The organism is Microbacterium sp. HMH0099, from assembly GCF_049384025.1.
Classification (GTDB): domain Bacteria; phylum Actinomycetota; class Actinomycetes; order Actinomycetales; family Microbacteriaceae; genus Microbacterium.
Window position 1 is genome coordinate 601759 of the sequence record NZ_JBMRJR010000003.1, and the last position, 17288, is coordinate 619046.

Annotated in this window: 18 protein-coding genes; 1 reads left to right on the forward strand and 17 read right to left on the reverse strand. The window is 72.4% G+C overall.

Features of this window, described 5'->3' with window-relative positions; translation table 11 throughout:
- Nucleotides 1-130: 130 nt before the first annotated feature.
- From der to ACO03V_RS10125, 17 genes are all read right to left on the reverse strand, one after another.
- Nucleotides 131-1654: a ribosome biogenesis GTPase Der gene (gene der / locus ACO03V_RS10045; RefSeq protein ID WP_367727504.1), complete on the reverse strand. Its 1524-nt coding sequence runs from the start codon at nt 1652-1654 to the stop codon at nt 131-133.
- The gene (gene cmk, locus ACO03V_RS10050; protein ID WP_367727505.1) at nt 1644-2375 is read right to left on the reverse strand and encodes a (d)CMP kinase; all 732 of its coding nucleotides are present in this window, start codon (nt 2373-2375) and stop codon (nt 1644-1646) included. The genes der and cmk overlap by 11 nt, the downstream gene beginning before the upstream one ends.
- Complete coding sequence (locus ACO03V_RS10055; protein ID WP_423137486.1) at nt 2368-3501, reverse strand: prephenate dehydrogenase; 1134 nt, start codon at nt 3499-3501, stop codon at nt 2368-2370. Before ACO03V_RS10055 ends, cmk begins: the two co-directional genes overlap by 8 nt.
- Nucleotides 3502-3556: 55 nt before the next feature.
- Complete coding sequence (locus tag ACO03V_RS10060) at nt 3557-4327, reverse strand: pseudouridine synthase (RefSeq protein ID WP_367727508.1); 771 nt, start codon at nt 4325-4327, stop codon at nt 3557-3559.
- Nucleotides 4324-4938, reverse strand: a complete 615-nt coding sequence (gene scpB, locus ACO03V_RS10065) for an SMC-Scp complex subunit ScpB (RefSeq protein WP_423137487.1) — start codon at nt 4936-4938, stop codon at nt 4324-4326. The genes ACO03V_RS10060 and scpB overlap by 4 nt, the downstream gene beginning before the upstream one ends.
- Nucleotides 4928-5749, reverse strand: a complete 822-nt coding sequence (locus ACO03V_RS10070) for a segregation and condensation protein A (protein ID WP_423137505.1) — start codon at nt 5747-5749, stop codon at nt 4928-4930. Before ACO03V_RS10070 ends, scpB begins: the two co-directional genes overlap by 11 nt.
- A gap of 67 nt (nt 5750-5816) precedes the next feature.
- Nucleotides 5817-6728: a ParA family protein gene (locus ACO03V_RS10075; protein WP_367727510.1), complete on the reverse strand. Its 912-nt coding sequence runs from the start codon at nt 6726-6728 to the stop codon at nt 5817-5819.
- A 143-nt stretch (nt 6729-6871) separates the two neighbouring features.
- Nucleotides 6872-7390, reverse strand: coding sequence for a septum formation family protein (locus ACO03V_RS10080; RefSeq protein WP_423137488.1), 519 nt, complete (start codon nt 7388-7390; stop codon nt 6872-6874).
- Between the two features lie 241 nt (nt 7391-7631).
- Nucleotides 7632-8561 carry a site-specific tyrosine recombinase XerD gene (locus ACO03V_RS10085; protein ID WP_423137489.1) on the reverse strand — a complete coding sequence of 310 codons (930 nt, stop codon included), beginning with the start codon at nt 8559-8561 and terminating at the stop codon, nt 7632-7634.
- A 1-nt stretch (nt 8562) separates the two neighbouring features.
- A complete protein-coding gene (locus tag ACO03V_RS10090) occupies nt 8563-9144 on the reverse strand; it encodes an NUDIX domain-containing protein (protein WP_367727513.1) in 582 nt (193 codons plus the stop codon).
- Nucleotides 9144-10850: a CTP synthase gene (locus tag ACO03V_RS10095; protein ID WP_423137506.1), complete on the reverse strand. Its 1707-nt coding sequence runs from the start codon at nt 10848-10850 to the stop codon at nt 9144-9146. The genes ACO03V_RS10090 and ACO03V_RS10095 overlap by 1 nt, the downstream gene beginning before the upstream one ends.
- Before the next feature lie 70 nt (nt 10851-10920).
- Complete coding sequence (recN, locus tag ACO03V_RS10100) at nt 10921-12618, reverse strand: DNA repair protein RecN (RefSeq protein ID WP_423137490.1); 1698 nt, start codon at nt 12616-12618, stop codon at nt 10921-10923.
- Entirely contained in the window at nt 12615-13535 is a 921-nt protein-coding gene (locus ACO03V_RS10105; protein WP_367727515.1) for an NAD kinase, read from the reverse strand. Before ACO03V_RS10105 ends, recN begins: the two co-directional genes overlap by 4 nt.
- Nucleotides 13532-14332, reverse strand: coding sequence for a TlyA family RNA methyltransferase (locus tag ACO03V_RS10110; protein ID WP_423137491.1), 801 nt, complete (start codon nt 14330-14332; stop codon nt 13532-13534). Before ACO03V_RS10110 ends, ACO03V_RS10105 begins: the two co-directional genes overlap by 4 nt.
- A complete protein-coding gene (locus ACO03V_RS10115; RefSeq protein WP_367727517.1) occupies nt 14329-14493 on the reverse strand; it encodes a hypothetical protein in 165 nt (54 codons plus the stop codon). Before ACO03V_RS10115 ends, ACO03V_RS10110 begins: the two co-directional genes overlap by 4 nt.
- 10 nt (nt 14494-14503) lie before the next feature.
- Nucleotides 14504-15550, reverse strand: a complete 1047-nt coding sequence (locus ACO03V_RS10120) for an HAD-IIA family hydrolase (RefSeq protein ID WP_423137492.1) — start codon at nt 15548-15550, stop codon at nt 14504-14506.
- Nucleotides 15547-16356, reverse strand: coding sequence for a hypothetical protein (locus ACO03V_RS10125; RefSeq protein ID WP_423137493.1), 810 nt, complete (start codon nt 16354-16356; stop codon nt 15547-15549). Before ACO03V_RS10125 ends, ACO03V_RS10120 begins: the two co-directional genes overlap by 4 nt.
- A gap of 6 nt (nt 16357-16362) precedes the next feature.
- Here ACO03V_RS10125 and ACO03V_RS10130 point away from each other — a divergent pair, with 6 nt between their 5' ends.
- A complete protein-coding gene (locus ACO03V_RS10130; protein WP_423137494.1) occupies nt 16363-17076 on the forward strand; it encodes a hypothetical protein in 714 nt (237 codons plus the stop codon).
- The last annotated feature ends 212 nt before the right edge of the window (nt 17077-17288 follow it).

The following is a 17288-nucleotide window of genomic DNA, read 5'->3' on the forward strand; positions in this document are numbered from 1 at the left end:
GCCGATCCACCGCGAAACGCCCTGTCCCCGGCTCGCTTCCTGTCCCGGCCACCGCACCACCCCGCCCGCGACCGCGCGACGGCACAGTGAACGCCCCGACCCCCACGGGGGCCGGGGCGTCCGACTCGGCTCAGCGCTGACGCTTCTCGCGGATGCGCATGTTCAGCACGATCGGCGTTCCCTCGAAGCCGTAGATCTCGCGCAGGCGCCGCTGGATGAAGCGGCGATAGCCCGGGTCGAGGAACCCGGTCGTGAACAGCACGAAGGTCGGCGGGCGGGTGGCCGCCTGCGTCCCGAACAGGATGCGGGGCTGCTTGCCGCCGCGCAGCGGGTGCGGGTGCTCGGCGACGAGCTCCGACAGGAACGCGTTGAACTTGCCGGTGGGGATGCGCTGGTCCCAGGACTCCAGGGCCGTCTCGAGCGCAGGGACGAGCTTGTCGAGGTGGCGCCCGGTGCGGGCGGAGATGTTCACGCGCGGCGCCCACGTCACGTGCGCCAGGTCCTGCTCGATCTCGCGCTCGAGGTAGCGGCGACGGTCCTGGTTCTCCATGTCGTCGTCGTTCAGGCGGTCCCACTTGTTGAACGCCAGCACGAGCGCGCGGCCCGACTCGAGCACGAGGTCGATGATGTTGAGGTCCTGGACACTGATCGGCTGCGACACGTCGAGCACGACCACGGCGACCTCGGACTTCTCCAGCGCCGTCGAGGTGCGCAGCGAGGCGTAGAAGTCGGCGCCCTGCGACAGGTGCACCCGACGACGGATGCCGGCGGTGTCGACGAGCGTCCAGAGCTTGCCGCCGAGCTCGACGACCTCGTCGACGGGGTCGCGGGTGGTCCCGGCGAGCTCGTTGACGACGACGCGCTCCTCCCCGGCGGCCTTGTTCAGCAGCGAGGACTTGCCGACGTTGGGACGGCCGAGGATCGCCACGCGGCGGGGGCCGCCGATCTCGTACTTCGCCACCGCCGAGACCTCCGGCAGCACCTTCATGATCTCATCGAGCAGGTCGGCCACGCCGCGGCCGTGGATGGCCGAGACGGGGTGCGGCTCGCCCAGGCCGAGGTTCCACAGGGCCGCGGCCTCGGGCTCCTGACGGGCGTCGTCGACCTTGTTGGCGATGAGGAAGACGGGCTTCTTGCTCTTGCGCAGCAGACGCACGACGTGCTCGTCGGTCGAGGTCGCGCCCACCGTGGCATCCACGACGAACAGCACGATGTCGGCCAGGTCGATCGCGACCTCCGCCTGCGCGGCGACGGAGCGGTCGATGCCGCGGGCGTCGGGCTCCCAGCCGCCGGTGTCCACCAGCGAGAAGCGGCGGTCGAGCCACTCGGCCTTGTAGGTGACGCGGTCGCGGGTGACGCCGGGGGTGTCCTCCACGACGGCCTCGCGGCGGCCGAGGATGCGGTTCACCAGCGCGGACTTGCCGACGTTGGGGCGACCGACGATCGCGACCACCGGCAGGGCCGGCAGGAACTCGATGCCGCCCTCGCCGGACGCGAGACCGGCGAGCAGCGCGGCGTCGTCCTCGTCGAGGTCGAAGTCCTCGAGGCCGGCGCGCAGCGCCTCCGCCCGCTGTTCGGCGAGCACCTCGTCGAGCTGCTCCATCTTCTCGGCGAGCTGGTCGGGCCCGCCTTCGTATTCGTCTTCAACGCCCATCGCGGGCTCCCATCGTGTTGTCGACGACGTCCAGCACGGCGTCGACGGTCTGTTCGAAATCGAGGTGGGTCGAGTCGACCACCTGCACGCCGGGGGCGGCGGTGAGGAAGTCGACGACCGTGGAGTCGGCCGCGTCCCGCTTGTGCAGGGCGGCGGCGACCTTGGCGGCATCCTGGTCCGTCAGCTCGGCGCTGCGGCGCGCGGCGCGCACCTCGGGCGCCGCGGTCAGCAGGATCCGCACGGGGGCGTCGGGGAACACCACGGTGGTGATGTCGCGTCCTTCGACGACGACCCCCGGCAGACCCGCGGATGCCACGAGCCGGCGGAACATGTCGTTGACGGCGTGCCGTACGGCTCCGACCCGGGCGACGCCGCTGACGGCCTCGGTCACGCGCGGCTCGCGGATGGCCGCGGTCACGTCGGTCCCGCCGACGCGCACCCAGCGGTCGGCCGGGTCGAGCGAGATGGCGTAGTCGAAGTCGCCGAACACCTCCAGCACCGCGGTCGCGTCCGACGTGTCGGTGCCGTGCGACAGCGCGTGCCAGGCGAGGGCCCGGTAGGCGGCGCCGGTGTCGAGGAAGCCGTAGCCCAGGCGACCGGCGGTGGCCTTCGAGATGCTCGACTTGCCGCTCCCGGCGGGGCCGTCGATGGCGACGACGAGGGGAAAGGATGCCACCCCGCCGGCGGCGGGCTTGGTGATCGGCTCGGAGGCGTCAGTCATGGGTGGTGCTCGCAATCCGCCATCCGCGCTGCTGGAGCCCGTCGGTGGCTCGGCGGACGGCGTCGGGGACGACGCTGATCTCGGCCAGGCCGAAGGGAGCCCCCGGCGAGTGCTCGAGACGCAGGTCTTCGACGTTGACGTCGAGGTCGCCGAGCTCGCCGAAGAGGCGGCCGAGCTGTCCGGCGGTGTCGTCGACCATGACGACGAAGGTGTCGAAGCGGCGGTTCTGGCCGTGCTTGCCGGGAAGGCGCTCGACGCCCTCGTTGCCGCGGCGGATGGTGTCGGCGATAGTGCGGCGGGCGCCGGGCACGTCGGGGTCGCGCAGCGCGGCCGCGACGTCGGAGAGGTCCGTCGCGAGCCGGTCGAGCACCTCGACGACCGGGGCGGCGTTCGCGCCGAGGATCTGCACCCACAGCTCGGGGGCGGATGCCGCGATGCGGGTGGTGTCGCGGACGCCCTGCCCCGCCAGGCGCAGCGAGCCGTCGGGCGCGGTGACGAAGCGGCCGGCCAGGAGGCTCGCGACCAGCTGCGGCACGTGCGACATGAGAGCGACGGACTCGTCGTGCTCCTCGGGCGTCATCTCGATGAGCGTGGCGCCGAGGTCGAGGGCGAGACCCTCCACGAGCGAGAGGTCGTGCGCGGAGGTCTCGCCGTCGCGGCAGACGACCCAGGGCCGTCCGACGAAGATGTCCGCGCGGGCGGAGATCGCTCCCCCGCGCTCGCGACCGGCCATGGGGTGGGACCCGATGTAGTGGGTGAGGTCGACGCCGCGGGAGCGCAGCGTGCGCAACGGCTCGAGCTTCACGCTCGCGACGTCGGTGACGACGGCATCCGGGAACGCCGCCAGCTCGCGCTGCACGACGTCGGCGGTCACGTCGGGCGGCACGGCCACGACGATGAGGGAGGGCCGGTCGTCGTCGCGCTCGGCGCGGCCGGCGCCGTAGTCGATGGCGAGGCGCAGCTGCGACGGCGAGGTGTCGGCGAGGACGACGTCGACGCCGAGGGCGGTCAGCGCGTGACCGATGCTCGCGCCGAGCAGTCCCGAGCCGACCACGCGCACGGTGCCGCTCGTCCGGGTCGCCAGAGGCGCCTCCGCGCGCGCGGACGTTCCGTTCGTCTCGGTCATCGGGTCTCCTGCTGCCCATCGCAGCGCCGGGGGCGCCGCACGGCACCCCGGAGGATCATTCGGCCGGATCGGCCGCGGTGCTGTCGTCCTGACGGGACAGCGTGAGGAGGGCGCCGCGTTCTACTGTAGTCAACTCCCGCGCCTTGCCCACCGGGAGAGTTCCCAGGTGCAGCGGGCCGAACTGCCGTCGGACCAGCTCCACGACCGGGTGGCCGACCTCGGCCATCATCCGCCGGACGATGCGGTTCTTGCCCGAGTGCAGGGTCAGTTCGACCAGGCTCTCGCCCCGCGAGGCGTCGAGCAGGCGCGCCTTGTCCGCCGCGATCCTGCCGTCCTCCAGGTCGACGCCCTTGAGGAGGCGCTGGACGGTCTGCGGCAGCACCTGGCCCTCGACCTTGGCGATATACACCTTGGTCACCCCGAACGAGGGGTGCGCGAGCACGTGCGCGAGGTCGCCGTCGTTGGTCAGCACGAGGAGCCCCGAGGTGTCGGCATCCAATCGTCCGACGTTGAACAGGCGCTCCTCCCAGTCCTTCGTGAAGCGGCGCAGGTCGGGACGGCCCCGGTCGTCGTTCATGGAGCTGACCACGCCGGTCGGCTTGTTCAGGATGACGTAGCGCTTCGAGGCGTCCAGCTGCACGGCCACGCCGTCGACGTCGACGAGGTCCCGCTCCGGGTCGATGCGCGACCCCAGCTCGGTCACGACCTCGCCGTTGACGCGCACGCGCCCCTCGACGATCATCTGCTCCGAGACGCGGCGCGAGGCCACCCCCGCGTTGGCCAGGACCTTCTGCAGGCGTACGCCCTCGTCGTTCGCAGTGCTCATCGCACGACCTCTCCTTCGAATCCGTCTGCCCCGTCGTCGAGCAGCGGCGAGATCCGCGGCAGCTCGTCGAGGGAGTTGATGCCCAGGTTCACCAGCAGCGCGTCGGTGGTGCCGTAGTGGATGGCCCCGGTGTCGGCGGCGGTGAACACCTCGGTGATGAGCCCCCGGGCCAGGAGCGTCCGGACGACCGAGTCGACGTTGACGGCGCGGATGGATGCCACCTGCCCGCGCGTCACGGGCTGCTTGTAGGCGATGACGGCCAGAGTCTCCAGCGCGGCCTGCGACAGCCGGGACGGGGCCTGCGTATTCACGAACTCGCTGACGACGTCGTCGTGCTCCTCGCGGACGTACAGCCGCCAGCCGCCGCCGACCTCCCGCAGCTCGAAGCCGCGCCGGGGTCCGCCGGTCTCGCCGTCGTAGTCGGCGACGAGCCCCTCCACGGCCTGGCGCACCGCCGCGACGGGGGCGCCCACGGCCGCCGCGAGGCTCACGAGACTCTGCGGCTCCTCGACCACGAGCAGGACCGCCTCCAGACGACGGGCGATGGATGCCGCCCCTGCCGGCGCCCCGTCGGAGGTCGGCGCGTCGTCGATCAAGGTGTCATCGGTCATAGTCGGCTCCCAAGGTGGCGAGGTTCTCTTCGGACCAGCGCTCGGCGGTCCAGCGCAGCGTGAGCTCGCCGAGCGGCTCGAGCTGCTCGAAGCTGAGGGCGGCGTGCCGGTACAGCTCCAGGATCGACAGGAAACGGGCGACGACGACACCCGGTTGCGCGACCCCGGCGATGAGCTCCCGGAAGCTCAGGCTCCCCGCACCGCGCAGCAGCGTCACGACGATCGCGGCCTGCTCGCGGATGCTGACCAGGGGTGCGTGGAGGTGGTCGAGTCCGACGGTCGGCGGCTCGGTCGGGGTCATGGCGACCACCGCGAGCGCGGCGAAGTCGTCGGCGCTGAGCGTCCACCGCAGCTCCGGGGCGGCGCTGCGGTACTTCTCGTCGAGACGCACCGACCGGGCGTGGCGCCGGTCCTCGCGCTGCAGGCAGCGGGCGAACCAGGACGACACCTCCTTGAAGGCGCGGTACTGCAGCAGTCGGGCGAACAGCAGGTCCCTCGCCTCGAGGAGGGCCACCGATTCGGCATCCACGAGCTCGCCCTGCGGCAGCAGCCCGGCGACCTTCATGTCGAGAAGCGTCGCGGCGACCACGAGGAACTCGGACGCCTCGTCGAGGTCCCCCTCCGGGCCGAGGGCGCGGAGGTAGGCGATGAACTCGTCGGTGACGCGGCTGAGGGCGACCTCGGTGATGTCGAGCTCGTGCTGCGAGATCAGGTTCAGCAGCAGATCGAACGGGCCGTCGAAGACGGGGAGCGAGACACGGAACCCGTCCGCCGTCTCCGACAGCGGCGCGGTGTCGCCCGCGGGCGTGATGGTGTCGGCGTCCGCCGTCTCGACCGGCGGCGCGGCGTCACCCGCAGGCGTGATGGTGTCGGCGTCCTCAGGCGACGGCGCCACGGGCGACCAGCTCCCGCGCCAACCGCAGGTAGGCCTGGGCGGCGGCGTGCTCGGGCGCGAACTCGGTGATCGGCATCCCGGACACCGAGGCGTCGGGGAACTTGACCGTGCGGCCGATGACCGTCTCGAGGACGTCGTCACCGAAAGCGTCGACGACGCGCTCCAGCACCTCGCGCGAGTGCAGGGTGCGCGGGTCGTACATCGTGGCCAGGACGCCGTCGAGCTCGATCGCCGGGTTGAGGCGGTCGCGCACCTTGTCGATGGTCTCGATCAGCAGCGCGACGCCGCGGAGGGCGAAGAACTCGCACTCCAGCGGGATGAGCACGCCGTGGGCCGCGGTGAGGGCGTTGACGGTCAGCAGACCGAGCGACGGCTGGCAGTCCACGAGGATGACGTCGTAGTCGGGCGCGATCTTGCGCAGCACGCGGGCCAGGATCGTCTCGCGGGCGACCTCGTTGACGAGGTGCACCTCCGCGGCCGACAGGTCGATGTTCGCGGGGATGACGTCGAGTCCCTCGACGCGGGTGTGGACGACCGCCTCGCGCGGGTCGCGCTTGGTGTCGAGGAGCAGGTCGTAGATGGTCGGCACGTCGTGCGGCTGGATCGCCAGCCCCGCCGAGAGCGCCCCCTGCGGGTCGAAGTCGATCGCGAGGACGCGGCGACCGTACCCGGCGAGCGCGGCGGCGAGGTTGATGGTCGTCGTCGTCTTGCCGACGCCGCCCTTCTGGTTGCAGAGGGCGATGATGCGCGCCGGCCCGTGACCCTCCAGCTTCGGCGGAGTGGCGAACCCCTGGTAGGGACGCCCCGTCGGCCCGAGGATGACCTCGTCCGCGCCTCGGGCGGCCTTCGCCGTCCCCTTCGTGCTCGCCGACACCGTCGCTCCTGCCTTCGCCATAACGTTGCCGAGTCTAGCCGCCGCGGGTCGCCGGGCCGGGAGACCACGCGGGCGGACCCGTCGTCGAGTCGGTCGCGCTCCGCCGGCCGGAATTGGCGCGGGCCGACGGAGCGCCGAGCCGGAGGAGCGGTGCGTCGGTCGGGTCAGCGCTGGGCCGACGCGAGCGTGCCGGTGACCTTGCCGACCGGGTCGAAGGCGATGCACAGGACCTCGCGGTCCCCCTCGGCCCACGACTGCGGGGTCGGGGTCATCGGCCAGAAGTCCAGCTCGGACTCCTGGTACGACAGGCCGATGAAGGTGTCGAACTCGGTCTCGCACGCAGCCGAGGCCTGCTCGGTGGTCTCGTCCGCGCCGGGGTACTCGCCGTCGTCCATGAGGTAGGCGGAGTACACCTCGTCGTCGTGCGCGCCCGAGCACGGGACGATCGGGACCGACTGGATCTCCTCGGTGTCGACGCCGAGCTCGGTGGAGTTGAGGCAGTCGCCGACGCGCAGCGAGAAGACGTCGCCGTTGGCCACCTCCTCGGTGACCTCCCCGGTGCCGGCATCGCGGACCGGCTGCGACGACGTGGGGATGATGCTCTGCACGATGGAGCAGCCGCTGAGCGCAACGGCTCCGGTCAGCAGAACGGTGCTGAGGACGAGTCGGGTTCGGGTGTTCATCGGGTGCACTCCGGGCTGGTCGGATCGACGTGGTGCTGGTGCGCTCATTCTGGGGCACAATGCCCCAACCTGTGAAATCGCCCAGCGATTGCGTTCAACGGCCTGAACGCTACCGGGCGGCATCCCTCCCCCGAACCGTCCTGCGGACTCCCCGACCGACACGCCGGAGGCGAGGCCACCGCCCCCGGCGTGTCCGCCCGAATTTCCGCACGACGGCGACGACGGAACGGATGCCGCGGCGTCAGCGCGCGCGCGGATGGGACACGGCGTACACGTCCCGCAGGGCGTCGACCGAGACGTGCGTGTAGATCTGCGTCGTGGCGACGGAGGCGTGACCGAGGAGCTCCTGCACGACGCGGACGTCCGCCCCGCCCTGCAGGAGGTGCGTCGCGAAGGAGTGACGCAGTGTGTGCGGCGAGACGTGCGCGGTCAGGCCGGCGTGCTCCGCCGCGGCCTGCAGGACGAGCCAGGCGCTCTGCCGCGACAGCGGCGCGCCGCGGATGCCGAGGAACAGCCGCGGCGTGGCCCGTCCCTTCGCGGCGAGCGCGGGACGCACGCGCGTGAGGTAGGCGTCGACGGCGGCACGGGCGTACGAGCCGACGGGCACGACGCGTTCCTTCCCGCCCTTCCCGCGCACGCGCAGCACGTCGCCGTACGCGGTGTCGTCCACGTCGAGCTGGACGATCTCGGACACGCGCGCGCCCGTCGCGTACAGCAGCTCGAGCAGAGCCCGGTCCCGAACAGCGGCGGGATCGCCCGCGCTCGCGTCCTCCGTCCCGGGGGTCGGGCCCGCGGCATCCAAGAGCTGCTCCACCTGCGCGATGCTGAGCGCCTTCGGAAGGCGTTTCGGCGTCTTGGGTGGCCGCAGGCGCGCGCTCGGGTCGTCGAGGTCGATACCGTCCCGGACGAGGAAGCGGTGCAGCCCGCGCACCGACGACTGCAGCCGTGCGAGCGACGTCGCCGCCGGCGGCGGGTCGGCGGCGGCGCGCTCCGCGGCGAAATCCGCGACGAGGGCGGGCGTGATCGCGGCGCTGTCATGGATGCCGCGGTCGCCCAGCCACGTCACGTACCCGGCGAGGTCGCGGGTGTAGGCCGCGACGGTGTGGTCGGAAAGACCCCGTTCGAGCGCGACGTGGCGCACGTACGCCTCGACCGCCCGTTCGAGCTCCACGTCAGGCCGACGCGGCCTCGCGGCGCAGCACCTCGGCGGCGGCGAGCGCCCCGACGGCCAGGATGCCGTTGCGCAGGCGTCCCGCCAGGACCCCGTCGATCACGTCGGCCAGCGGCACGCGTTCCACGCGCATGTCGGACTCCTCGTGCTCGCGCTCGAAGTCCGTCGTCGCGTCGGAGAGCCCGCGTGCGAGGTACAGGTGCACGACCTCGTCGTTGCCCCCGGGCGTGGTGTGCATCGACACGAGGTGCTGCCACCGCTCCGCCGCGAGGTCGACCTCCTCGGTCAGCTCCCGCTTCGCGGTCTCGAGGGGCGGCTCCCCCGCGACGTCGAGAAGCCCCGCCGGGATCTCCCAGTCGCGCTCCTTGATGGGGTGACGGTACTGCTGGACGAGGACGACCCGACCCTCGTCGTCGATCGCCACCACGGCCGCCGCACCGGGGTGCTCGACGTACTGTCGAGTCATCTCGCCGTCGCCGTATCGGACGGTGTCGGACCGCACGTCCCAGACCGCGCCCTCGTAGACGCGTTCGGTCGAGACGACGTCGAGGTCGACCCGCTCGTCCCGCAGCTCGTCGGCCATCAATCCTCCTCGACGTCGAACAGCTCGCTGGAGCGGTGACGGTCGAGCGCCGCCCCGACGAGACCGCGGAACAGCGGGTGCGGCTCCGTCGGGCGCGACCGAAGCTCGGGGTGCGCCTGCGTGGCGATGTAGTACGGGTGCACGTCGCGGGGCAGCTCCACGAACTCGACGAGGTCGAGGTCGGGGTTCAGACCCGAGAAGACGAGGCCGGCGTCGCTCAGCCGCTGACGGTAGGCGTTGTTGACCTCGTAGCGGTGACGGTGTCGCTCCGAGATGCTGCTCGAGCCGTACACCTCCGCGGCGAGCGAGCCCTCGGCCAGTGCAGCGGGGTACAGGCCCAGGCGCATCGTGCCGCCGAGGTCGCCGCTCTCGAGGATGTCGACCTGCTCGGCCATCGTCGCGACGACCGGGTGCGCGGTGTCGGGGTCGAACTCGCTGGACGAGGCGCCCTCGAGACCGGCGATGGTCCGCGCGTACTCGATGACCATGCACTGCAGGCCGAGGCAGATGCCGAGCGTGGGGATGCCCTGCTCGCGGGCGAACCGCAGCGCGCCGAGCTTGCCCTCGATGCCGCGGATGCCGAAGCCGCCGGGGACGATGATGCCGTCGACGACCGACAGGGCCTTCGCCGCACCCTCGGGCGTCTCGCACAGGTCGGAGGGGATCCACGTGATCTTCACGTGCGTCTCCTGCCCGAACCCGCCGGCCTTGATGGCCTCGGTGACGGAGAGGTACGCGTCGGGCAGGTCGATGTACTTGCCGACGAGGCCGATCGTGACCTCGTGCTTGGGGTTGTGGACGGCCTGCAGCACACGCTGCCAGCGCGACCAGTCGACGTCCGCGGCCTTGTCGAGGTCGAGCGCGTCGACGATGTAGGCGTCGAGACCCTGGTCGTTCAGCATCGTCGGGATGTCGTAGATGCTCGGCACGTCGACGGCGTTGACGACCGCGTCCTCGTCGACGTCGCACATGAGCGCGATCTTGCGCTTGTTCGACTCGGTGACGGGCCGGTCGCTCCGGAGGACCAGGGCGTCGGGCTGGATTCCGATGGAGCGCAGCGCCGCGACGGAGTGCTGCGTCGGCTTGGTCTTCTGCTCACCGGAGGCGCCCATGAACGGCACGAGCGAGACGTGGACGAAGAACACGTTCTTGCGGCCGAGCTCGTGGCGGATCTGCCGCGCCGACTCGATGAACGGCTGCGACTCGATGTCGCCGACCGTGCCGCCGATCTCGGTGATGATCACGTCGGGCTGCGGCTGCTCGCTCGCCTGCAGGCGCATGCGGCGCTTGATCTCGTCGGTGATGTGCGGGATGACCTGCACGGTGTCGCCGAGATACTCGCCGCGCCGTTCGCGTGCGATCACCTGGGAGTAGATCTGCCCCGTGGTGACGTTGGCCGCCTGGCTGAGCTCGATGTCGAGGAAGCGCTCGTAGTGGCCGATGTCGAGGTCGGTCTCGGCCCCGTCGTCGGTCACGAAGACCTCGCCGTGCTGGAACGGGTTCATCGTTCCCGGATCGACGTTGAGGTAGGGGTCGAGCTTCTGCATGACGACGCGGAGTCCCCGCGCCGTGAGGAGGTTGCCGAGGCTCGCCGCCGTCAGGCCCTTCCCGAGAGAGGAGACCACTCCTCCGGTCACGAAGATGTGCTTCGTGGTGAAGGTCGATGCCGTGGTGTCGTCTGAATGTCCCGCGTCCGAAGTCTGCATCACGGGCTTCGATCCTATCAGCGACCGAGGGCCCGCGGACACCGCGCGCCCCCGTTCGTCGTTCGCGTCGTCATCGTGCGCGCCCGGTGGCGAGCAGCTCCCTCGCGTGCGTGAGCGCGGCGTCCGAGTCGCTGAGCCCCGACAGCAGGCGCGCCATCTCGGCTTCGCGCTCCGCTCCGTCCAGGCGGCGGACGCTGGATGCCGTGACGGAGCCGTCGTTGCCCTTGACGACGGTCAGGTGGTTGCCGGCGAACGCGGCGACCTGTGCGAGGTGCGTGACCGCGATCACCTGCGACGACTCGGCGAGGCGCGCCAGACGGCGACCGACCTCGATGGCCGCCGCACCGCCGATCCCGGCATCCACTTCGTCGAACACGAACGTCGGCACCGGGTCGACCCCGGCGATGACGACCTCGATCGCGAGCATGACGCGGCTGAGCTCGCCGCCGGACGCCCCCCGAGAGACCGGCCGCGGGTCGGCGCCCGGATGCGGGGCGAGAAGGATGGCCACGTCGTCGCGACCGTGGCCCGCGGGGGCGGCGGCCGGGGAGACGTCGACGGTGAGACGGGCGTCGGGGAGGGCGAGGGCGTGCAGCTCCTCGGTCACGGCCGCTCCCAGCCGCTCCGCGGCCTCGCGGCGGGCCGCGGTGAGGTCCTCGGCCGCGGCGTCGAGCTCGGCGGCGGCGGCGTCGCGGTCGGCCGTCAGCCGCGCGATCCGGTCGCCGTCGTCGTCGAGCTCCATGAGGCGCGCGGACCCGGATGCCAACAGCTCGAGCGCCGCGTCGACGGACCCGTGCGTGCGGGCCAGACCCGCGAGTACCGAGCGCCGCTCCTCAACGGCGGCGAGCTCGTGCGGCCCCGACTCGTCGAGGTCGGCGAGGTAGCCCGAGAGGGCGACGGCGACGTCCGCGGCGCGGTACCCGAGGTCGGCGACCTGCTCGCCGATGGTCCCGAGGGCGGCGTCGCTGTCGGCGATCCGCTCGAGCGCGCGTCGCGCCTCGGCGAGGAGGGTGACGACGTCCGGACCCTCGTCGTCGCTCGACAGCACGGCGTGCGCGGTGGCGGCGGCCACCCGCAGCTCCTCCGCGTTGGCGAGGCGCTCGGCCCGGCGGGAGAGCTCGTCCTCCTCGCCGGGGACGGGTGCGGCCGCCTCGATCTCGGCGATCGCGGCGCGCAGCCGCTCCGCCTCGGCGGCGCGGTCGTCGCGGTCGGTCTCGAGCGTCGTCAGCTCGGCATCGAGAGCGCGCCACGCGTCCCAGGCGGTGCGGTACCGCTCGCGTGCGGTCGTGACGGTCTCGCCGCCGAAGCGGTCGAGCGCCTGACGCTGCGCCGTCGAGCTCTTCAGCCGCAGCTGGTCCGACTGTCCGTGGACGACGACGAGGGCGTCGGCCAGATCCGAGAGGACACCCGCGGGGGCCGTCCGGCCGCCGACCGTGGCGCGTCCGCGCCCCTCGCTCGACACGGTGCGACCCAGGTACAGCTCCGCCGCTCCGCCGCCGACGGGTTCGACCGCTCCGCCGGCTTCGCGGACGCGCTCGGCGACCGGCCCGTCCTCCGGCACGATCCAGACGCCCTCGACGGCGGCCTGGGCCGCGCCGGAACGGACGGCTCCCGAGTCCGCGCGCTGCCCCAGCAGCAGCCCGAGACCGGTGACGACCATGGTCTTGCCCGCGCCGGTCTCACCGGTGATGGCGGTGAAGCCGCGGCCGATCGGCAGCGTGGCGTCGGCGATGACGCCGAGGTCGTGCAGACGCATCTCCTCGATCACGACGCGCCTCCGACCGAGCCGCGCCAGCCGGTGACGGGAAGGCGGAACTTGCGGACGAGACGGTCCGTGAACGCGGCGGGGTGCAGACGCGCGAGGCGGACCGGTCGCGACGACCTTCGCACCATGACGCGGGCACCCGGGGGCAGCTCGTGCGAGCGACGCCCGTCGCACCACAGGATGCCGCTCCCGCTCGTGCGCTCGAGCACCTCGATCGCGACGACGGCGTCGGGGCTCACGACGAGCGGGCGGGCGAACAACGCGTGGGCCGACAGCGGCACGACGGCGATGGCCTCGACCGTCGGCCACACCACGGGACCACCGGCGGAGAAGTTGTAGGCGGTGGAGCCGGTCGGGCTCGCGATGACGACGCCGTCGCATCCGAACGACGACAGCGGTCGGCCGTCGACCTCCATGACGACCTCGAGCATCCTCTCGCGGCTCGCCTTCTCGACGGTTGCCTCGTTGAGGGCCCACGTCTCGAAGATGATGCGGTCATCGGCATCCAGGACCCGGACGGCCAGCGCGAGGCGCTCCTCCACCTGGTAGTCCCTCGCGATCACCCGGCGGACGGCGTCGTCCATGTCGTCGCGTTCGATCTCGGCGAGGAAGCCGACGTGCCCCATGTTGATGCCGAGGATGGGGGCCGCTCCCCCGCGGACCATCTCGGCCGCGCGCAGGATCGTCCCGTCGCCGCCGAGCACGATGGCCAGCTCGATGTCGTCGAGGTCCACGTCGACGCCCAGCGTGCGCACACCGTCGAGCGGCAGCCGCTCCGCCAGCTCGGGGCGGTCGTCGGCCGCGACGACCGGGGTCGCGCCGGCGCCGCGGACGGCGGAGATGATGCGCTGCGCCGCCTGGACGGTGTCGTCGCGGCGCGCATGGACGACGAGGAGGATGTTGCGGTCGCTGGGGGTCATCGGCTTCCGGTCAGTCGGGTCATGGTGCTCACCCATTCTGACGGATCGCTGCCGCGACCGGCCGAGAACCACGCGACGTACTCCTGGTTGCCGTGCGTGCCGGCGATCGGCGAGGCGATCAGCCCGGCCGTGCGCAGGCCCGCGTCCCACGCCGCCCACAGCACGCCGGTCACCGCGTCGGCGCGCAGGGCCGGGTCGGTCACGAGGCCGCCCTTGACCGCCGTGCGGCCGACCTCGAACTGCGGCTTCACGAGCAGCATCACGTCGGCCTCCGGCGCGGCGGTGGCCGCGACGGCGGGCAGCACGTGCGCGAGGGAGATGAAGGACAGGTCCCCCGTCACCACGGTCGGTCGCTCGTCGACACCGGTCGCGGCGGCGAGGGTCTCGGGCGTCATGAACCGCACGTTATACCCCTCGACCGACACGACACCCGGGTCGGATGCCACGGTTGGGGACAACTGCCCGTGTCCCACATCCACCGCGAGCACGTTGCGGGCCCCGCGTTCGCGCAGCACCTGCGTGAACCCTCCCGTCGACGCCCCGAGGTCGAGGGCGACGCGTCCGGTCACGTCGACGGGGAACGCGTCGAGCGCGGCGATCAGCTTGTGCGCGCCGCGGCTGACGTAATGGTCGGCGCCGGCGACGACGAGGGAGGTGGATGCCTCGACCTTCACTGACGGCTTGACGACCGGGCGCCCGTCCACGCTGACCAGCCCGTCCGCGATGAGCTGGGCTGCGTGCGTGCGGGAGCGCGCGAGCCCCCGCGCGGCGAGCTCGGCGTCGAGTCGGGCGCTCATCGGGCGGTCGTCGCGATGCCGTCGGGTCCGGACTCCAGGCGCGCGACGAGCTCGTCGTGCAGCGCGGCGTAGGCGACGGCCCGGTCCGCCAGCGGCTGCTCCTCGATCGCGCGGAGCCGGTCGGTCAGCTCGGGGTCGGGGGCGGGGACGCTGTCGGACATGCCGCCCATGCTAGCCGCGGCGCCCCACCCGGAACGGGTCGGCGTACAGCTTCTCCGGGACGCGGAATCCGAAGATCGCCCGCCCGGAGTTCCAGATCGCCGCCGATCCCGCGCGGAGCAGGTCGATCTGACGATCCCCCTCCGAGACGATGCGGAGGTCGACCCCGTCGATCTCGACGACGGCGTCGCCGACCCGGGTGCGGTCGCCCTTGACGATCGTCTCGGGGTACGGCTCGAACAGCTGCCGGAGGTCTTCGACGATGTAGTCCGGACGCTGGTTCTTGGGCGCCGCGAGCACCTGCTTGGGACGGTCGATGCCGGTCAGCACGAGCACGGAGGCCATCTCGGCCGCCCGCGCGCCCTGGATGTCGGTGTCGAGCCGGTCGCCGATGAACAACGGCGCGCGCGCACCCGTCCGCGTCACGGCCTCGTCGAAGATCGCGCGCTCGGGCTTGCCCGCGACGGTGGCGAGGCGGCCGACGGCGGTGTGCACGGCGGACACGAGCGTGCCGTTGCCCGGCGCGATCCCTCGCGCCTGCGGAATGGTCCAGTCGGTGTTCGTCGCGACCCAGGGAATGCCTCCCTCCTCGGGCGGCGTCGCCAGCGCGTAGGCGGCCTCGGCCAGCTGCGCCCAGCCGACCTCGGGCGCGAACCCCTGCACGACCGCGGCCGGGGAGTCGTCCGCGCTGCGCGTCACCGTGTAGCCGGCCTTCTCGACCTCGACGACGAGCCCTTCGCCTCCCACGACGAGGAGAGTGGATGCCGCCGGCACGAGGTCCCGCATCAGCCGCATCGCGGCCTGGGGGCTCGTGACGACGTCCTCGGCGGTGACGGTAAGGCCGAAGGACGTGAGGTGCTCTGCGACGGAGACGTCGGTGCGGGAGGCGTTGTTGGTGATGAATCCGAGGCGGACGCCCCCGGCGGTGGCCCGGTTGAGGCTGTCGACGGCGTGCGGCAGCGCGCCGGGTCCCGCGTACACGACACCGTCGAGATCCGCGAGCAGCACGTCCACGCCCTCGAGCGGGGTCGGCGGCGCGGGCTTGCGGCCGAAGATCACCGGTAGTCCTCCTCGTCCGACGAGGCCTCGTCGGCCGGCGTCTCGTCGACCGGCGTCTCGTCCGACGCCTCGTCGACCCGCGTCTCGTCGGCGACCGCGCCGTCACCCTCGTCGAGGGGTGCGGACGAGTCCTCCTCCGGCTCGGCGGGACCGTCCGAGGGCTCCTCGTCCGAGGTCGCGTCCTCGGGCTCGTCGTCGACGACGACACCGGATGCCACGTCCACTCCCCCGTCGTCGTCGATGACGTCGATCTCCTCGACGACGATGACCTCGCGGTCCGCGACGCCGTTGGCCGCGTCGAGGGCCTCCGCGGCGACGGTCGCGCGACGCGCCCAGGTGGCGGCCTCGTCGTCACGGCCGAGCTCCTCGAGGACGGCCGCGCGCGCGGCGAACAGCTCGGGGCTCCACTCGAACGCGCGGTCCGGGTCGGCCTCGGGGATGTCAAGCTCCTGCAGGGCGCGCTCGGGCTGCTCGAGATCGAGGCGGGCCCCCGACATGGCGATGGCGAGGTGCGCCCGCGCCGAGGTCGACAGCGTCGACCGGTCCACGGTGCGCCCCTCCTCGAGCGCGCGGTCGGGCCGGCCGACGCCCCGCTCGCTGTCGACGATGAGCGCGATCTGCTCGTCGGAACCGGAGATGCGGCGGTAGGTGCGCAGCTCGCGCAGCGCGAGGGCGAAGTCGCCGACCGCGTAGGCCGTGATGCCGACGGTCTCGCGCACGACCGCGACACGACCGGCCCGACGGGACGCGGCCAGGGCGTGCGCGTGCGCGAGCGCCGGGTCCTCGTCGATGAGTCGGCCGGCCATCGCCAGGTGACGCGCGACGGTGTCGGCGTTCTCCTTGCTCAGCGTCTTGAGCTCGTTCCGGGCGGCACCGGGGAGGTCGCGCGCCGTGATGTCCTCGGGGAGTTCGGGACCGCGCTCGCGCTGGTCCTGCGGCGGACGCGTGGCGCGGCGGTCATCCTCCTCGAAGCGGCGAGGGGCTCCCGCGCCGGGACGTCGATCCGTGGACCGACGGTCGCCGCCGCCGAACGGACGGCTGTCACCGTCGCGGCGCGGACGACCGGCGTTCTCTCCGTCCCGGCGGTAGGGACGAGCGTCGCCGTCTCGACGCGGACGACCGGCGGTGTCACCGTCGCGGCGGTAGGGACGAGCGTCGCCGTCTCGACGCGGACGACCGGCGGTGTCACCGTCGCGGCGGAAGGGACGCGCCTCGCCGTCGCGACGCGGACGACCGGCATTCTCTCCGTCCCGACGGAACGGACGGGCCTCCCCCTCGCGGCGCGGACGCCCCGCGGAGTCGCCTTCCCGCCGGAAGGGACGATCCCCGTCACGACGCGGACGGTCACCGCCCTCACCGTCACGACGGAACGGACGCGCGTCACCGTCACGACGGAACGGACGCGCGTCACCGTCGCGACGCGGCCGGCCAGCGGCGTCACCGTCACGACGGAACGGACGCGCGTCACCGTCGCGACGCGGGCGACCCGCGCTGTCGCCGTCGCGACGCGGACGACCGTTTGCTGAGAACGGCCGGTCGCCGGACGGGCGGGACCGACGATCGGAGTCCGAATCACGCTTCCGGGGACCGTCGTTGCGACGTTCCCGATCATCCCTGCGTGCATTCGTGTCGTCCGACGACATGTCAGTCCTTCCTCCGGCAAATGTGCCTGTAAATGCGAAATGGCCACCCAGCGTTGGGTGGCCATTTCGTTGAAGAAGTCCGGCGGTGTCCTACT